Origin of the sequence: Cryobacterium sp. 10I5 (genome assembly GCF_035019865.1) — a bacterium.
In the GTDB taxonomy this organism is placed as follows: domain Bacteria; phylum Actinomycetota; class Actinomycetes; order Actinomycetales; family Microbacteriaceae; genus Cryobacterium; species Cryobacterium breve_A.
The window spans coordinates 1-17,050 of the sequence record NZ_JASJVI010000016.1 but is presented as its reverse complement, the minus strand read 5'-3'; the positions used below and the strand labels follow the sequence as shown (position 1 = coordinate 17,050).

17 protein-coding genes are annotated in these 17,050 nt (G+C 69.1%); 10 read left to right on the top strand and 7 right to left on the bottom strand.

Annotated elements, in window-relative coordinates:
* Genes QN350_RS06850 through QN350_RS06840 form a run of 3 tightly spaced genes read left to right on the top strand, consistent with a single transcriptional unit; the run spans position 1 to position 2,923 of the window.
* Positions 1 to 1,206: an ABC transporter ATP-binding protein gene (locus QN350_RS06850; protein ID WP_322137616.1), complete on the top strand. Its 1,206-nt coding sequence runs from the start codon at positions 1 to 3 to the stop codon at positions 1,204 to 1,206.
* A complete protein-coding gene (locus tag QN350_RS06845) occupies positions 1,206 to 2,120 on the top strand; it encodes an ABC transporter permease (protein WP_322137615.1) in 915 nt (304 codons plus the stop codon). The genes QN350_RS06850 and QN350_RS06845 overlap by 1 nt, the downstream gene beginning before the upstream one ends.
* A complete protein-coding gene (locus tag QN350_RS06840; RefSeq protein ID WP_281535479.1) occupies positions 2,117 to 2,923 on the top strand; it encodes an ABC transporter permease in 807 nt (268 codons plus the stop codon). Before QN350_RS06845 ends, QN350_RS06840 begins: the two co-directional genes overlap by 4 nt.
* A gap of 110 nt (positions 2,924 to 3,033) precedes the next feature.
* Here QN350_RS06840 and QN350_RS06835 read toward each other — a convergent pair whose 3' ends face one another.
* Both QN350_RS06835 and gabT read right to left on the bottom strand, forming a co-directional pair.
* Complete coding sequence (locus tag QN350_RS06835; protein ID WP_322137614.1) at positions 3,034 to 4,068, bottom strand: asparaginase; 1,035 nt, start codon at positions 4,066 to 4,068, stop codon at positions 3,034 to 3,036.
* Entirely contained in the window at positions 4,068 to 5,438 is a 1,371-nt protein-coding gene (gene gabT / locus QN350_RS06830; RefSeq protein ID WP_322137613.1) for a 4-aminobutyrate--2-oxoglutarate transaminase, read from the bottom strand. Before gabT ends, QN350_RS06835 begins: the two co-directional genes overlap by 1 nt.
* 62 nt (positions 5,439 to 5,500) lie before the next feature.
* Here gabT and QN350_RS06825 point away from each other — a divergent pair, with 62 nt between their 5' ends.
* Positions 5,501 to 5,974, top strand: coding sequence for an OsmC family protein (locus tag QN350_RS06825; protein ID WP_322137612.1), 474 nt, complete (start codon positions 5,501 to 5,503; stop codon positions 5,972 to 5,974).
* Positions 5,975 to 6,074: 100 nt separating this feature from the next.
* On the opposite strand, the gene QN350_RS06820 is transcribed toward QN350_RS06825, so the two are convergent.
* Positions 6,075 to 7,412 (bottom strand): aminotransferase class III-fold pyridoxal phosphate-dependent enzyme, encoded by a 1,338-nt coding sequence (locus tag QN350_RS06820; RefSeq protein WP_322137611.1) that lies wholly within the window; start codon positions 7,410 to 7,412, stop codon positions 6,075 to 6,077.
* A 64-nt stretch (positions 7,413 to 7,476) separates the two neighbouring features.
* The gene (locus tag QN350_RS06815; RefSeq protein ID WP_416172996.1) at positions 7,477 to 8,283 is read right to left on the bottom strand and encodes a lysophospholipid acyltransferase family protein; all 807 of its coding nucleotides are present in this window, start codon (positions 8,281 to 8,283) and stop codon (positions 7,477 to 7,479) included.
* Positions 8,284 to 8,335: 52 nt separating this feature from the next.
* Here QN350_RS06815 and dxr point away from each other — a divergent pair, with 52 nt between their 5' ends.
* Together dxr and QN350_RS06805 are read left to right on the top strand one after the other, a co-directional pair.
* Positions 8,336 to 9,418, top strand: coding sequence for a 1-deoxy-D-xylulose-5-phosphate reductoisomerase (gene dxr / locus QN350_RS06810; RefSeq protein WP_322137610.1), 1,083 nt, complete (start codon positions 8,336 to 8,338; stop codon positions 9,416 to 9,418).
* Between the two features lie 109 nt (positions 9,419 to 9,527).
* The gene (locus QN350_RS06805; RefSeq protein ID WP_323516028.1) at positions 9,528 to 10,241 is read left to right on the top strand and encodes a hypothetical protein; all 714 of its coding nucleotides are present in this window, start codon (positions 9,528 to 9,530) and stop codon (positions 10,239 to 10,241) included.
* Positions 10,242 to 10,245: 4 nt separating this feature from the next.
* Here QN350_RS06805 and QN350_RS06800 read toward each other — a convergent pair whose 3' ends face one another.
* Genes QN350_RS06800 through QN350_RS06790 form a run of 3 tightly spaced genes read right to left on the bottom strand, consistent with a single transcriptional unit; the run spans position 10,246 to position 13,020 of the window.
* Positions 10,246 to 11,160 carry an NAD-dependent epimerase/dehydratase family protein gene (locus QN350_RS06800; RefSeq protein WP_322137608.1) on the bottom strand — a complete coding sequence of 305 codons (915 nt, stop codon included), beginning with the start codon at positions 11,158 to 11,160 and terminating at the stop codon, positions 10,246 to 10,248.
* Between the two features lie 25 nt (positions 11,161 to 11,185).
* Positions 11,186 to 11,668 (bottom strand): hypothetical protein, encoded by a 483-nt coding sequence (locus QN350_RS06795; RefSeq protein ID WP_322137607.1) that lies wholly within the window; start codon positions 11,666 to 11,668, stop codon positions 11,186 to 11,188.
* On the bottom strand, positions 11,665 to 13,020 hold the full coding sequence (locus QN350_RS06790) for a serine/threonine-protein kinase (RefSeq protein ID WP_322137606.1): 1,356 nt from the start codon (positions 13,018 to 13,020) through the stop codon (positions 11,665 to 11,667). Before QN350_RS06790 ends, QN350_RS06795 begins: the two co-directional genes overlap by 4 nt.
* Positions 13,021 to 13,081: 61 nt before the next feature.
* Here QN350_RS06790 and QN350_RS06785 point away from each other — a divergent pair, with 61 nt between their 5' ends.
* The 4 genes from QN350_RS06785 to QN350_RS06770 form a co-directional block, all read left to right on the top strand.
* Positions 13,082 to 14,491, top strand: coding sequence for a M50 family metallopeptidase (locus QN350_RS06785; protein ID WP_322137605.1), 1,410 nt, complete (start codon positions 13,082 to 13,084; stop codon positions 14,489 to 14,491).
* Between the two features lie 152 nt (positions 14,492 to 14,643).
* Positions 14,644 to 15,918, top strand: a complete 1,275-nt coding sequence (locus QN350_RS06780) for a sensor histidine kinase (protein ID WP_322137604.1) — start codon at positions 14,644 to 14,646, stop codon at positions 15,916 to 15,918.
* Positions 15,915 to 16,574, top strand: a complete 660-nt coding sequence (locus tag QN350_RS06775) for a response regulator (protein ID WP_281535468.1) — start codon at positions 15,915 to 15,917, stop codon at positions 16,572 to 16,574. Before QN350_RS06780 ends, QN350_RS06775 begins: the two co-directional genes overlap by 4 nt.
* Before the next feature lie 132 nt (positions 16,575 to 16,706).
* A partial coding sequence (locus QN350_RS06770; protein WP_323516025.1) for a hypothetical protein occupies positions 16,707 to 17,050 on the top strand: 344 nt, incomplete at its 3' end.

The following is a 17,050-nucleotide window of genomic DNA, read 5'->3' as shown; positions in this document are numbered from 1 at the left end:
GTGGCATCCGGCGCATTCGCCGAAGCCGGCGCCGACCTCGAACTGGTCGGCATCCAGAAGCGCTTCCCTGGCTTCACCGCCATCGAGCACCTCGATCTCTCGATCCCGGCCGGGTCCTTCTTCGCCCTGCTCGGCCCCTCCGGCTGCGGCAAGACGACGACGCTCCGGCTCGTCGCCGGCCTCGAGGAGCCGACGGCGGGCAGCATCCTGATCGGCGGGGCTGATGTCACGCAGCAGAAGGCCTTCCAGCGACCGGTCAACACGGTGTTCCAGAGTTACGCGCTCTTCCCGCACATGACGGTGCTCGAGAACGTCGCCTTCGGACTCCGCCGCCGGAAGATCGCCGACCCGGTCGGCAAGGCCCACGAGGCGCTCCGGCTCGTGGAGCTCGACCACCTCGCCGCGCGCAAGCCCCAGCAGCTGTCCGGTGGACAGCAGCAGCGGGTCGCCCTCGCCAGGGCGATCGTGAACAAGCCGGCACTCCTGCTGCTCGACGAACCGCTCGGCGCCCTCGACCTCAAGCTGCGCCGCCAGATGCAGCTCGAACTCAAAACCATCCAGGAAGAAGTCGGCCTCACCTTCCTGCATGTCACCCACGACCAGGAGGAAGCCATGACCATGGCCGACACCATCGCGGTGATGAACAAGGGGCGCATCGAGCAGATGGGCGCGCCCGAGCTGCTCTACGAGCTGCCGAAGACGGCGTTCGTCGCCAACTTCCTCGGCCAGTCGAACCTCTTCACCGGGCCCGTCGTCGGCAGCACGAGCACCTCGATCACGGTCGACATCGCCGGCCACCGGGTCATCGTGCCCGCCGACCGGGCGCACCGCCACGCCGGCGAGGTCACGATCGGCGTGCGGCCGGAGAAGATGTGGCTGCACCGCAAGGCGCCGGTCGAGGCCGCCGACCGCAACGTCATGGGCCCCGGCCGGGTGATCGACGTGTCGTTCAGCGGGGTGAGCACCCAGTACCTCGTCGCCGTGCCGTACATCGGCACGTTGATCGTCTTCGCCCAGAACATGGCCTTCGGCCCGGTGGCGGATGTCGGCGACGAGGTGTGGCTGGACTGGCACGTCGAGCACGGCTTCGGCCTCGAAGACGAACCGGTTCCGGGAGCCGGACCGCGGTTCGCCGCGGACACGGACACCCGGAGCATCGCGGCGCAGCGTCGCGAGTCCCTCGTCACGGAGCTCGAGGAGGCCTAGTGGCGTTCGCGGCCTTCGCCACCACGACTGCGCAGGCAGACCCGGCCCCGCGGCGACGCAGCCGGGTCGCCCTCCTGTTGCTGTTGCCCGGCATCCTCTACCTCGTCCTGTTCTTCCTGACGCCGCTCGTCTCGCTCCTGATCACCTCGTTTCAGGCTCCCGCCGAATTCGGGGACATCGGCCAGTACACCTACGCGTTCAACTGGCAGAACTACGTCGACGTCGTCACCGACTACTGGCCGCACATCGTGCGTTCCTTCGTGTTCGCCCTCGCCGCGACGGTGCTCGCCCTGCTGTTCAGCTACCCGCTCGCGTACTTCATCGGCGTGACCGCCCGGCGCTGGCCGTTGCTGCAGAGCCTGATGCTCGTGCTCGTGATCGCCCCGTTCTTCATCAGCTTCCTGCTGCGCACCCTGGCGTGGAAGCAGCTGCTCTCCGACGAGTCCTTCGTCGTGACGAGCCTCAAGGCCGTCTCGCTGCTCGCACCGGACGCCCACCTCACCGGGACCCCGATCGCCGTCATCTTCGGGTTGACCTACAACTTCATCCCCTTCATGACGCTTCCGCTCTACACGACACTCGAGCGGCTCGACCTGCGCTACCTCGAGGCCGCGAGCGACCTGTACGCGCACCCGTTCGAGGTGTTCCGCAAGGTGACGATCCCGCTGTCGATGCCCGGGATCGTCGCGGGGACCCTGCTGACCTTCATCCCCGCCGCCGGCGACTACGTCAACGCGAGTCGCGACTTCCTCGGCGGGCCGGACAGCCAGATGATCGGCAACGTGATCGAGGCCAACTTCCTGGTGCTGTTGAACTACCCGGCGGCCGCGGCGCTCTCGATCATCCTGATGAGCGTGATCCTCGTGATCGTCGGAATCTACGTCAAGCGCGCGGGCACGGAGGAACTGCTGTGAAAATCTCCCTTGGCAGATGGCTGCTGCCGGTCTACTCCGCCCTCGCCCTGCTGTTCCTGATGGTTCCGATCGCGTACACGTTCGTCTTCTCGTTCAACGATTCGCTCAAGTCGAACATCACCTGGCGCGGGTTCACCTTCGACAAGTGGCTGAACGTGTGCGCCGTGCAGAACGGTGCGGTCTGCGAGGCGTTCGGCAACAGCCTCGTGATCGGCTCTGTCGCGACCGTGCTCGCGACCGTGATGGGCACGATGATCGCGATCGCGATCGTGCGCTACCGGTTCCGGTTCCGTTCGGCGACGAGCCTCCTGCTGTTCCTGCCGATGGCCACTCCGGAGGTCGTGCTCGGCGCGGGACTCGCCGCGCAGTTCCTGTCGCTCGGCGTCGCGAAGGACATGACCACGATCATCCTCGCGCACACGATGTTCTGCATCAGCTTCGTCGTCGTGACCGTCAAGGCCCGCGTCGCGAGCCTCGACCCCGCACTCGAGGAGGCCGGGCGGGACCTCTACGGGTCATCGACCCAGGTCTTCCTCCGGGTGACGCTCCCGCTGCTCGTCCCCGGCATCCTCGCCGCCGCCCTGCTGTCGTTCGCGCTGAGCTTCGACGACTTCATCATCACGAACTTCAACTCGGGCGCCGTGACGACGTTCCCGAAGTACATCTACATCTCGGCGGCCCGCGGCATCCCCGCCGAGGCGAACGTGATCGCATCCGCCGTCTTCATCTTCGCGCTCGTCGTCGTCGTGACAGCGCAGGTGTCCTCGGCCGCCCGGGCGAAACGGCTCGCCAGGGAGGGGTAGCGCGCGCTGACTGTTGCCGATACGGACAATCGCGCCCGGTGCGCGGGCCGGACTCGTCCGCATCGGCAACAGCTGGATCGGGAACAGGTGTTACGGGGGTCGAGCTCGACCTAGCGGTAGCTCGCGTGAATCCGCCCGACCGGGTGGCCGCCGCCGTACACGGCGAGGCCGAGGTCGGGGAGCAGCGCTTCGACATCCGTGTGCGCGATCGCGCCGGCATCGGCGAGCAGGTTGAGCGCGACGAGCGTCGCCGCCCGCAGGCTGCCGTCCAGGATCTTGAGGGCGACCGTCGTTCCGTTCGGGGCGGCCGCGACCATGATGCCCTCCGCGCCGCCCTTCACGAACAGGCCGAGCCGGTCGATCACGAGAGTGTCCGGCTTGCCGGGGCCTGCGACGACCCAGCCGTTCTGGCGAACGGCCTCGGAGAGGAACCCGGCCTCGCGGTAGATCGCGAACGGCGAGTTCGATTTCGACGAGGCGATCCGGCCGATGCCGCGCGCGAGCCCGGCGAGGGAGAGCGCGTGCACGGGCGCGCCGCAGCCGTCGACACCCGAGGCGGCCGGGCGTTCCCCGGTGAAGCGTTCCACGACGTCGAGAATGCGCTTCTGCAGCGGATGCTCCGGCTCGAGATACCCGGTCAGCGGCCACTCGTTCTGCACGCACGCCACGAGCATCGCCGCGTGCTTGCCCGAGCACTCCATGTAGATGGGGGCCTGGCCGGCGCCGAGGCGCACGAGAGCGTCGCGGGTCGCGTGGTCGATCGGCCACGCCGGCGGGCAGGCGAGCGCGGTTTCCGGGATTCCGGCGCGGGTGAGCAGTCCGCGCACGAGGTCGGCGTGCCGCTGGGTTCCGGTGTGGCTCGCGGTCGCGATGGCGGCGTCCTCACCGCGCAGGGTGACACCGCTCGCCATCACGGCGACGGCCTGGAACGGCTTCATCGACGAGCGCGGGAAGACCGGGCTCGTTACGTCGCCGAGGGACCGCAGCACGGCGCCCTCGCCCGTCAGCACGACGGCGGAACCGGCATGCCTCGATTCGACGAAGCCGCTGCGTTCGACGACGGCGAGTTCGACGGCATCCGTCACGGCGAAGGTCTGCACGGGGTGCGGGAGCTGGGTGTGCCCGATTGTGTCCTCGAACGACACTAGAGCGCGGCGATCGCGTCGTCGATGACCGAGAGGGCATCGAGGAGCAGTGCGTCGGTGACGGCGAGGCTCGGCAGGAAGCGGAGCACATTGCCGTAGGTGCCCGCGGTCAGCAGCAGCACGCCGTGCTGGGCGGCGTATGCCGCGATCGCGTTGACCGCGGCGGCGTTGGCGACCTTGGTGGTCTCCCCTGTGCCCGGCTGCACAAGCTCGATCGCGATCATCGCGCCACGACCACGGATGTCCCCGATGATGTCGTACTTGTCCCGCAGCTTCCCGAGACCGGTGCGCAGGGTCTTCTCGATCCGCTGTCCCTCCGCAAGCAGGTTGTTCGCCTCGATCGCCTCGAACACGGCGATCGCCGCGGCGCAGGAGACCGGGTTGCCGCCGAAGGTGCCGCCGAGGCCGCCGGTCTGGGAGGCGTCCATGATCTCGGCGCGTCCCGTGACCGCAGCGAGGGGGAAGCCGCCGGCGATGCCCTTGGCCGTCAGCACGAGGTCGGGGACCCAGCCGAAGTGCTCGCTCGCGTAGTACGCGCCGGTGCGGGCCATGCCGCTCTGGATCTCGTCGGCGATCATGACGACGCCGTTCGCGGTGCACCACTCCTGCAGGGCGGTGAAGTACCCCTCAGCGGCGACCATGAAGCCGCCCTCGCCCTGGATCGGCTCGACGACGAGGCAGGCGAGGTCGGTCGCGCCGATGACCTTGTCGAGGTAGGCGATCGTGCGTGCCGCGGCATCCGCCCCGCTGAGGCCGTCGTGATACGGGTAGGAACTCGGCACGTGGTAGACGTCGCTCGCGAGCGGGCCGTAGCCGGTCGCGTACGGCATGGCCTTGTAGTTCATCGCCATGGTGAGCACGGTGCGGCCGTGGTACGCGTGGTCGAGCACGGCGACGGCACGGCGACCGGTGAACTTGCGGGCGATCTTCACCCCGTTCTCGACGGCCTCGGCTCCCGAGTTGATCAGCACCGACTTCTTCGCGAAATCGCCGGGGGTGTGCTCGGCGAGGAGCTCGCAGACACGCACGTATTCCTCGTACGGCGTGACCGTGAAGAGGGTGTGGATGAAGTCCTCAGCCTGCCCGACCGCGGCAGCGACGACGCTCGCCTCGGTGTGGCCGATCGTCGTCACGCCGATGCCGGCGCCGAGGTCGATGAACTGGTTGCCGTCGACGTCGACGACGATCGCGCCGTGGGCTTTCACGATGTACACCGGGAGCGCGGAGCCGACGCCGCCGGACACCGTCGCCAGCCGGCGCTTCTGCAGGTCGACGGAGCGCGGGCCGGGAATGGCCGTGACGATGCGTCGCTCCTGCGTGACCGAGGAAGCAGTGGACGTTGGGGTCGAGGGCGTCAGCGTGTCAGTCATGATGCGTCCAGTTTACCCAGTGTCGTTTCCTGGTTGGGGTAGCCCCCTGAGAGAATCGGGGAATGAAAATCGAGCATCACTACGACGTGCGGGTGGCCTGGACGGGCAACCGCGGCACGGGCACGAGCGATTACCGGGCGTACGGCCGCGACCATGTCGTCTCGGCGGCGGGCAAGCATCCGCTCGAGGGTTCGTCAGACCGCACGTTCCACGGCGATGCGGACCGCTGGAACCCCGAGGAGCTGTTGCTCACGGCCCTGAGCCAGTGCCACATGCTGTCGTACCTGCACGTGGCCGCGCGGAACGGAGTCGTCGTGGTGGGATACACCGACGACGCGACCGGCACGATGGTGCAGACGAAGGAGGGCGGCGGTCACTTCACCGAGGCACGGCTGCGCCCCCGGGTCACCGTCGCAGATCCGAGCCAGGTCGAGCTCGCACAGTCGCTGCATGCCGAGGCCGCCCGCGAGTGCTTCATCGCCGCCTCCGTCAACTTCCCGGTGCGGCACGAGCCCGAAACCGTCCCCGCCCCCTAACCAATTCGACGGAGTTTTTGGATTTTGAACACGTAAGAGCGCGATAAAAGCGCTTTCCGGGCAAAATCTCCGTCGAATTGGTCAGGGGTTATGGCGCGGGTCAGACTCCGGAGAGGGCGCGGAGGGTCTCTTCGATGACGGATGCCGCGTCGTCGATGAGCTCCTCGGAGATGACGACGGAGGGCATGATCCGCAGCACGGAGTCCCAGCTGCCGGCATCGAGCACGATCACGCCGTGCGAGGTCGCGTGCTTGAGGATCGCGGTGAGCGCCTCGGGGTACGGCGTGGTCGTTCCGGGGTGCACGAGCTCGACGCCGAACATGGCGCCCTTGCCGCGAACCTCGCCGACGACGGAGAATTTCTCGGCCCAGTCGCCGATGCGTGCCCAGAGGGCCTTTTCGACGCGCTTGGCCTCGCCGAGCAGGTCGTCGCGTTCGATGATCTCGAGCACCTTGAGCGCTGCCGCGGTCGACACCGGGTTGCCGCCGAAGGTTCCGCCGATGCCACCGGGCTGCACGGCATCCATGATGTCGGCGCGGCCGGTGACGGCGGCGAGCGGGAAACCGCCCGCGATGCCCTTGGCCGTGGTGACGAGGTCAGGGACGACGCCGTGGTGTTCGATCGCGTACCAGACGCCGGTGCGGGCGATGCCGGCCTGGATCTCGTCTGAGACGAAGACGATGCCGTTCTCGGTGCAGAACTCGCTGATCCGCTTGAAGTAGCCGGGGGCGGGGATGACGATGCCGCCGTCGCCCTGGATCGGCTCGACGAAGAACGCCGCGATCTCGCTGGCGCCGATGTGGGTCGTTATATAGTCGATCGTCTTCTCGGCGGCTTCCTCGCCGGTCAGGCCGTCGCGGTACGGGTAGCTCGTCGGGACGCTGTAGATCTCGCCGGGGAACGGGCCCATTCCGGCGCGTTCCGGCCAGGGCCGGTACGTCATCGTCATGGTCAGGTTGGTGCGGCCGTGGAAGGCGTGGTCGAGCGCGACGATGGCGCGGCGACCGGTGAACTTGCGGGCGATCTTGACGGCGTTCTCGACGGCCTCTGCGCCCGTGTTGACCAGGATCGACTTCTTGGGGAAGTCGCCGGGGGTGATCTCGGCGAGCTTCTCGGCGACGGCGACGTAGTTCTCATACGGCGTGACGGTGAAGAGGGTGTGGGTCAGCTTCGCGGCCTGCGCGGCGGCAGCCTCCGCGACCTCGGCGTTCGCGTGCCCGATCGTGGTGACGCCGATGCCGCAGCCCATGTCGATGATCTGGTTGCCGTCGACGTCGACGAGGATCGCGCCGGCTCCGTGGTCCATGTAGATGTTGACGAGCGTGCCGGCTCCACGGGACACCGAATTGACCCGGCGTTCCTGCAGTTCAATGGACTTGGGGCCCGGCAGGGCGGTGACGAGTTTGCGTTTTTGGGGGACCGAGTACGAAGCAGACATGGGTCCAGCTTAGTTTGCGACGATTTCCCCGGTGTTTCCGCGCGCCGGTGGCGGCCGAAACCGGTTAGACGCGTTCCCGCGGGAAGACCTTGTCCGCGAGCCCCTGCAGTCCCTGGCGGGGTGATTCGTTGTACCGCCCGGCGAGTTCCTGGCCGGAGAGCCGGTGGATGGCGGCCATGATCTCGTCGGTGGCCTGGCGCCGTGCCCGGCCGGAGGTCGCGGGTCCGTGCCGGCTCACGTCGATCGGCTCGCCGAAGTTCACGGTGATCTTCCGCACCCGGGGAACCCGGGTACCGACGGGCTGGATCTCCTGGGTGCCGATCAGGCCGACCGGCACCACGACGGCCCCCGTCGTGAGTGCGAGCCAGGCGACGCCGGTGCGGCCCTTGTACAGGCGTCCGTCGAGGGAGCGGGTGCCCTCCGGGTAGATGGCGAAGGCGCTGTCCGCCTCGAGGATGCTGCGCCCCGCGTCGAGCGCGTCCTGTGCGGCCTGGCCGGCGCCGCGTTCAATGCCGACAGCACCGATGGACTCGAACCAGGTGCGCGTGAGATACCCCTTGATTCCCGTCCCGGTGAAGTACGTCGACTTCGCGAGGTACTGCACACGGCGCGGCGTCACAAGTGGGATGACCATGCTGTCGATGAAGGAGAGATGGTTGCTCGCGATGATGACCCGGCCAGAGCGGGGGATGTTCTCCGTGCCCGTGATGATCGGACGGAAGATGATCCGGGCGATCGGCGCCATGATGCCGTAACTCAGGTAGTAGACGAATCCGGGGCGACGGGTTGTGGGGAGATCCGAAGCGGTCTCCGCGGCCTCGTCGGGCTCCTGGATAAGTGGTTCCTGGGGTTCGTCCTTGGCTCCGGTCACTGCTCGACCCTACCGCCGTGACACCCGGTACCACGAAAGCTAGTCTGAGGGAATGCGCAGACGAGTAGTAATTCTCGGGTCCACCGGCTCGATCGGAACCCAGGCCCTCGATGTGATCCGGGCGAATTCCACCCGGTTCGAAGTGGTCGGGCTCTCTGCCGGAACGAACCGGGTGCTCCTCGACCGGCAGGCCGAGGAATTCCAGGTCGACGACACCGCGCTCGGTGCCGACGAGGCCGAACAGCTCGTGACGGATGTCGACGCGGACGTCGTGCTCAACGGCATCACGGGGTCTGTCGGCCTCGGCCCGACCCTCGCGGCACTCACCGCCGGCCGCACCCTCGCACTCGCCAACAAGGAATCCCTCATCGTGGGCGGCGACCTGGTCACGGCGCTCGCGGCCCCCGGGCAGATCGTGCCCGTCGACTCCGAACATTCCGCGATCGCGCAGGCGCTCCGGTCCGGGACTGCCCTTGAGGTGTCTCGCCTCGTGCTGACGGCATCCGGTGGCCCGTTCCGGGGCCGCACCCGCGAGGAGATGCGGGCGGTCACCCCCGCCCAGGCGCTCGCGCACCCGACCTGGGACATGGGGCTCGTCGTCACGACGAACTCGTCGACCCTCGTGAACAAGGGCCTGGAAATCATCGAGGCGCACCTGCTCTTCGACGTCGCCTATGAGGACATCCACGTCGCCGTGCACCCGCAGTCGATCGTGCACTCGATGGTCGAGTTCATCGACGGTTCGACGATCGCGCAGGCCTCGCCGCCGGACATGCGCCTGCCGATCTCCCTCGGCCTCGACTGGCCGAACCGCGTCGCCGCCGTCGGCGTTCCCCTCGACTGGACGAAACCGCAGACCTGGACCTTCGAACCGCTCGACACCGTGGCGTTCCCCGCCGTCGCGCTCGCGAAGCAGGTCGGCCGTGCCGGTGGCACCTACCCGGCCGTGTTCAACGCGGCCAACGAGCAGGCCGTCGCCGCCTTCCACTCCGGCCGGATCGGCTTCCTCGACATCGTCGACACCATCCAGCGGGTCGTCGACGCCCACGAGCAGGACGGCCCCCTCACCCGCGAGTCCCTCGCCGCGGCCGAGGCCTGGGCCCGCGCCGCCGCAGACAGACTCCTCGCGGCGTAGCCGGCTCCGGCGCCTGGCCAACCCAAAATATCCGGCCAGCGCCCCATTCAGCGGATACAGTGAGATCACAACTGTAACGGGGGACAACGGCGTTGCGATCAAGATCTGTGTGAAACGGGCCGTTCCGGCGGCCGTGCTCTGTGGCATTCTCGCCCTGACGCTGGCCGCGTGCGCCGGTGCGGACGGGGCGAGCCTGCCGGCCGCCGTGCCGTCGGTCTCCCCGTCGACTGCGGCGACGGATGCCGCGACCGCGCCGACCGGGACGCCGACGGCAGACCCGGCGTCAGATCCGACCACCATCGTCGTGCATTCCGACCGGCTCGAGGTCGTCGATGCCGCCGGTGTGCCGCGAGGTTCTGTCGATTACACGGAACCCGTTGCGAACGCCGTGGCCATCCTCGTCGCAGCGACAGGGACCCAGCCCGTCGTGGCGCCGTCCGCCCACGTTGCTGAGTCGGACCCGGGCACGTCATACGCCTGGGACGGGATCACACTGACCGACCCGGTCACCCCCGTCGAGTCGGCGTGGCAATTCGACTGGTACGCGCAGGTCGACGGGCCGTCTTCCGGGGGTCTCGCGATAGCCACGGCCGCCGGTGTGCGGGTCGGCCAGACCAAGGCCGACGTCGACGCGCGCGCCCCGGGTGTCCTGACGCCCGTCGAGGTCACCGGAGGCACGGCATACGACGGAACTCTCGAGGAACGGACCGTCGCGACGGGCGCGAGCGGCGAGGCGATGACGTATTCGGTGCGGCTGCGGGTGGGGAACGCCCCTGCCGTCGTCACGACGTTGGTCGCCCCCGCTCAGAACTGGGGCGGCTGAGCGGTCAGGCCCGGTAGCTGTCCGCCGTCACCGTGAGCGCGTCGAGCCACGGGGTTGCGACGACGCCGAGCTCGCGTTCGGTCTCTGCCGAGTCGATCATGAACGGCGAGGTGAACTGGTAGCTCGAGGCGTAGATCTCGCGCATCAGCGGGTTGACCAGGCCGATGCCGCGCAGCACCCACTGCGGGTAGCCGGCGACGGAGCCCGTGCAGTCGTAGCGTTCGTTCAGCTCGGCCGCGATCTCGACGCGGCTCGCCGACGCGCTCGGCACATGCCAGATCCGGCCCCAGTCCCCGGCGTAGTCCGCGGCGGCGATCAGGGTCGAAACGATGTCGGGCAGGTAACTCCAGCTGTGCGGCAACGCGGGATCCCCGACCACGCGCGCCGTCTTCGACGCCAGGATCGACCCGAAAAAATCTTCGCCCAGGTGCGCGGTGCCGGTCGCTCCCGGCCCGAAGTAGTCGCTCGCGCGCACTTCGACCGCCCGGATCTGACCGGCCTCATGCGCCGCACGCACCCGGCGCCAGCCCTCCTTCCGGATCAGGCCCTTGCGCTCGGTCGTCGTCTCCGGCGTGTGCTCGGTCATCGCGCCACGCGGTCGGCCGTACGGATAGAGGTTTCCCATCACGACCAGCGCGGCGTCGCTCGCCGCGGCGGCGGAGATCGCCGCTCCGATGATCGGCGGCCACCGTTCGGCCCAGTCGGTATATGGCGGGTTGGTGCAGAGGAAGATCGTCGACGCGCCGGCGGCGGCGGCCGAGAACGCGTCCGGGTCGCTCGCGTCGAGCACGAGCGGGGTCGCACCCGCCGCCGCAGACCCCGAACGGGTCGCGATCGTGACGGTGTCCCCGCGAGCAGCGAGCCGTTCGGCGACGGGACGGCCGATCAGGCCGGCCCCGACAACAAGGTGGTGAGTCATATGTCCTTCCGGCCCGCGACGGGGGTCACCCGTCGCAGTTCTCCTTCTTCGGATTGCACTTGTCTTTCTTACCGTTGCCCTTGTTGTTGCCGCTGTCAACGGACGGGCCCGGAGCGAGGGGGGCGACCGGCGTCGCCGTTGGCGTGTTCGCCGCGGCCGCGAGCGCTGCGAGGTCTGCGGTCACCCCGTCGATCGCCGCCTGGATTTCGGTCGCCCGGGTGCCCGTGACCTGGCCGGTCGCGGCCGCCGTGAGCAGGTCGGCCTGCACGGCGTCGAGCGCGGCCGAAGCGCCGGGGTAGTCGCCGGCCGCTGCGGCCTGCGTCACCGAGAGCACTCCGGACTGCAACTGGGTCGCCGTCGACGGCTGAACGGGGGAGCTCTCCGATGCGCACCCAGTGAGTGCGGAGACGACGAGCAGTGCGCCGCCGAGAAGCGCCGCGAGACGGCCGCGAGTGCTGCGGGCGCGAATACTGATGCTGCGAGTGCTGGTGCTGGCGCGGATGCTCACGGTGCCACACTTTCCTGGAGCTGTCTCAGGTGGTCGCCGAGCGAGCCCGCAACGTCGGGGTACGCGATGGGAGAATTCGTCGCTGAGCCGGCCGGGGCATCCGCCTGCGCTGCGGGGCGCAGCGTGAAGCCGAGCACGACGATCGTGATCAGGGCCACTGCCGCTGCGACGAGCACGGCCAGACCGGTCCTGCCGGTGAGCACCCGTGGCCGGATCCAGCCGTGCGGCGGGCGAGTGGTCGCCCCGGTCGCCTGCGGTGCTGTCGCAGCACCGAGCGCCACGGTCTCGGCAGTGGAGTCGGCAGGCAGCACGCGCGTCGGGACATCGGCAACCGCGAAGACGCTCGTGGCCGCGAGCGCCTGGGTCGGATCGAGCGCCTGGGTCGCGTCGCCGGCATCCGGCGTCAGGGGGGCATCCGTCGCACCGGCACCGGCAACGGCCTCTGCCGCCGCCTCGGACTGCGCCAGCAGCCGCAGGCGCACCGCGGCATCCGCCGGGCTGAGCCGCTCGCCCGGTTCGCGGTGGGTCATGCCGCCGAGCACTGCTGCCCAGGCCGGACCGAACGTCGGCGGGATCTCCGGGTCGCGCTGCAGCCGCGCCATCGCGGATTCGATCGCCGTTCCCGGGTATGCCCGCTCGCCGGTGAGGCATTCGAGCAGCACCAGTCCGAGGGAGTAGACGTCGCTCGGCGCGCCGATCGTCGTGCCGAGCGCCTGTTCGGGGCTGAGATAGCCCGCCGTGCCGAGGAAGGATCCGGTCGCCGTGAGGCGGGTCGCGTCGACGAGTCGGGCGATGCCGAAGTCGGCGAGCTTGGCGTGCGCCGCGCGCCCGGGGAACCCGGAGGGGGCGAGAAGCACGTTCGCGGGTTTGATGTCGCGGTGGATGATCCCGCGTTCGTGCACATAGTGCAGGGCCTCTGAGAGGTCGGCGCCGATCGTTGCGACCTCTGACCGAGGCGGCAGTCCGGCGGCGATCCGGGTGCGCAGGTCGGTCCCGTCGACGAGTTCCATCACAATGAAGGTGCGGGCGGTCCCGTCGACGATGGCGGTGCCCGCGTCGAAGAGAGTGACGAGTGCGAAATGGTTGAGGCCCGCGAGCACGGCGACCTCGCTGCTCTGCCGTTCGGGACCGGCATCGTCCGCCGTGTCGAGCCGGAAGAGCTTGACCGCGACTGTCCGGCCGAGGGCGAGATCGGTCGCCTCGTAGACGACGGCCATACCGCCGGTGCCGATCAGCCGGTCGATCCGGAAACGGTCGGCGAGGCTGACGCCGATGAGGCCGTCGAGTGGGCGGGGGGAGCCGGAGGAAGGCGCAGTCAGGGGAACTCCTTTGGGGTGCGGTACCCCAAGCAAACCACACCGCGCATAGCGAACCGCCAGCGGCCTGTCAGCTTGGAGTGAGTAATCTACGACTGTGGAAACCGTGCTGCTGTACATCTTGGGCGTCGTCATCGTCGTCGTCGGACTCGCCGTGTCCATCGGCCTGCACGAAATCGGCCACCTGGTGCCGGCGAAGGCATTCGGTGTCAAGGTCACCCAGTACATGATCGGCTTCGGCCCCACACTCTGGTCGCGCCGCAAGGGCGAAACGGAATACGGTGTCAAGGCCATTCCTCTCGGCGGCTATATCTCGATGATCGGGATGTTCCCGCCCGCGAAGCCCGGAGAGAAGCCGCACCCGAACAGCACGGGCTTCTTCAACCAGCTCGTGCAGGAGGGCGCTCCCGCCCAGGAACCGATAGCCCAGGACCCGAGCGCGAAGAGGCCGGGGGCCATGACGAGCCTCGTCGAGGACGCCCGCCAGTCGAGCGCCGACACGATCGGCGCCGGCGAGGAACACCGCGCCTTCTACCGCCTGGCCGTGTGGAAACGCATCATCATCATGCTCGGCGGCCCGACCATGAACCTGCTGATCGCGGTCGTGCTCTTCGCCGTGCTCCTGATGGGCTTCGGCACCGCGCAGGCGAGCACAACGGTCGGCAGCGTGTCCGCGTGTGTGCTCCCGGCCACGAGCACCCAGACCGCCTGCGCGGCGACAGACGAGAAATCCCCGGGCGCCGCGGCGGGCCTGCAGCCCGGCGATCGCCTCGTGAGCATCGACGGCACCGCGATCACGAGCTGGGAGCAGTCCACCGAGATCATCCGCAGCTCACCCGGAACCCCGCTCTCCGTCGTCGTCGACCGCGCCGGAACCGACGTGAACCTCACGATCACCCCCAAGCTCACCGAACGGTACGTCCTTGATGCGGCCGGGAAGGCCACCACGGATGCCGACGGCAAGGCCGTCACCCAGGAGGTCGGCTTCGTCGGCATCGGCCCGGCAGGCGAACTCGTCCAGCAACCCGTCACGGCCGTGCTTCCCGCCGTCGGCGACAACGTCGGCGCCGTCGTGCACATGATCCTGAATCTCCCGCAGCGCATGGTCGACATCGTCAACGCCGCATTCGGTCCCGGCGAGCGCGACCCGAACGGTCCGATCAGCGTCGTCGGTGTCGGCCGCGTCGCCGGCGAGATCGCGAGCATCAACACCATCCCCGTCGCGAGCAAGGCCGCGAGCCTGATCGGCCTGCTCGCCTCGCTCAACGTGGCCCTGTTCGTCTTCAACCTGATCCCGCTGATGCCGCTCGACGGCGGCCATGTCGCCGGCGCACTCTGGGAGGGCCTGCGCCGCCGGGTCGCGAAGCTCTTCAAGCGGAAGGATCCCGGCCCCGTCGACATGGCCAGGCTGATGCCGCTCACCTTCGCGGTCGTCATCCTGCTCGGTGGCATGAGCCTCCTGCTCATCTACGCGGACATCGTCAAGCCGATCAACCTCTTCGGCTGATCCCGGTACCTTTCCGGTCGAGAGTGCCCGTTCCGCGGGCCACTCTCGACCGGAAAGGTCGCACTCGTGAGATCGTTCCGGGCCGGAGCACGCACGGGCACGTACTCCCGAGGGCGGACGCCGCGGGTCGTTCCGGCACGTAGCATCGGAATATGCCACCACACTGGGATACCGACGCGCCGTGGTTCGACCACGACCGTGCGCTTCCCTTTGCCGGCTACGGCAACCGGATGCCGCGCACGGGCCGCGTGCTCTTCCCCGCGATCTTCTCCTTCCTCGTCCAGGTTCCCGCCACCGTCGTGCTCGCCCGTTACGGCCGCGACTTCGGCCACGCCGGTCACGATCTCGGCGGTGAGCTCGGCGCCCCCCGGCCCGGCTGGTTCCTCGCGGTCGCCCTCGCCCTGATCGGCCCGATCGTTCTCCTCGGCGCCCGACGCTTCCCCGGCCCTGTCGCTGCCGTGTGCGCTGCGGCGGCCGGCGCGCTCATCCTGCTCCGCCCGGACATCGGCCTGCCCTACGTCGCCCTGGGTTTCGCGATCGTGCTCGGGATCGCGCGTGGCGCGCGGGTCTGGGTCTACGCATCCGTCGCCGTGGCCTGGACGGCGACGATCGCGCTCGCCGGAACGCTCGGAGTGCCGCTTCAGCCTGCCCGCATCGCGATCACGACCGTCGCCCTCGCCGCGCTCTGCGCGATCGGTGAGGGGGTGCGCACCCGGCGCGAACAGATCCGCGAGCTGCGCCGCCGAGCGGATGCCCGCCGCCAGTCCGCTGAACAGCGCGAGCGGGTGCGCATCGCGCGCGAACTGCACGACGTGCTCGCACATTCGCTGTCCCAGATCAACGTGCAGGCCGGAGTCGGACTGCATCTCATTGACAGCCAGCCGGCGAAGGCGGCAGAGGCCCTCGCAAACATCAAGCTCACGAGCAAGAACGCGCTCGATGAGGTGCGAACGGTGCTCGGCATCCTGCGCTCGGACATCGACGGGGAGAGTGGTGAGGGCGGCGGGGGAGCCGCGCCACTCACCCCGGAGCCTGACCTGACCCGGCTTCCCGCCCTGATCGACTCATACAGCGCCCAGGGGCTGCACGTCGAGCTCGTCGCGCAACTGCAGCTCGTGTCGGAGGCCACGACCGCCGCGACCCAGCTCGCGCTCTACCGGATCTGCCAGGAGGCCCTCACCAATGTGCTGCGGCACTCGCAGACCCGGTCAGCGACCGTCCGGCTCGAGCTCGACGACGGTGACGCGGTGCTCACCGTGACCGACGAGGGCTCGACAGAGCCGCTCGACCCGGCCATCGTTCCCGGCGGGGGCCTGCTCGGCATGCGCGAGCGCGCGGAACTCCTGGGCGGGAGCCTGCGCGTCGAACGACCCTCGCCGGGCGGGTTCCTCGTCGAGGCGCGCCTGCCGCTGCGGAGGGGACGATGATCCGCGTCGTCATCGCCGATGACCAGCAGTTGATCCGGGCGGGCTTCCGCTCGCTGCTCGAGTCCGAACCGGACCTCGAGGTCGTCGCGGACGCCGCGACGGGCGCGGAAGCCGTGGAGCAGGTCACCCGCCTCCGGCCAGACGTCGTGCTGATGGACATCCGGATGCCCGGGGGCGACGGCCTCTGGGCGACCGAGCAGATCGCGGGCAACCCCGAGCTCGCCGGAACGCACATCGTGATCGTGACGACCTTCGAGCTCGACGAGTACGTCGTCCAAGCCATCAGGGCGGGCGCGAGTGGCTTCCTGGTCAAGGACACCGAACCGACCGAACTGATCCGGGCGGTGCGCGTCGCGGCGGCCGGTGACGCGCTGCTCTCGCCCGGGGTCACCCGGCGCCTGCTCACCCGGCTCGAGACGGGGCTGCGGCGCCCGAGCGATCCGGCAGCGCTCGCCGTGCTCACGGACCGGGAGCGTGAGGTGCTCGCGCTCGTCGGCCGCGGGCTCACCAACACCGAGATCGGGGTGCGCCTGTTCCTGAGCCCGCTCACGGCGAAGACGCACGTGTCGCGGATCATGTCGAAACTCGCCGCGCGCGACCGCGTGCAGCTCGTGATCGTGGCCTACGAGACGGGCCTGGTCAGCGACGGCTGGTGACCTGCACCCGGGGGAGTAGTACAGGTGCCTCCTCCGGGCCGATGCCCCGGCGAGCGGGGCCGGAAAGAATCGGATCATCGGTTCTTCCCCACCGAGGCCCCGCAAGGGGTCCTCACACAGATTGGATTCACCATGCTTTCGACAGCGGTTCTCACCGGGTTCGGCACCCACATGGGCTACGGCCCCGGCTGGGGCGGCGGGCCGGTCTGGTTGTTCTTCCTGATCCCGTTCTTCGGCTTCCTGCTCGTGGTCACCCTCTTCGCCATCCTCGGCCGGCGCTGGCGTCGCCACGGCGGACCCGGCTTCTCCGGCCACCCCGGCTGGCAGGCGTGGCAGGCGGCCCAGGCTGGGCAGGCCGACGGCACCCGCAGCGCCGAGAAGACCCTCGCCGAGCGCTTCGCTCAGGGCGACATCGACGAGGTCGAGTATCGGGCCCGCCTCGAGGTGCTCCGCGCCAACCGCGCAGACCCCACCCC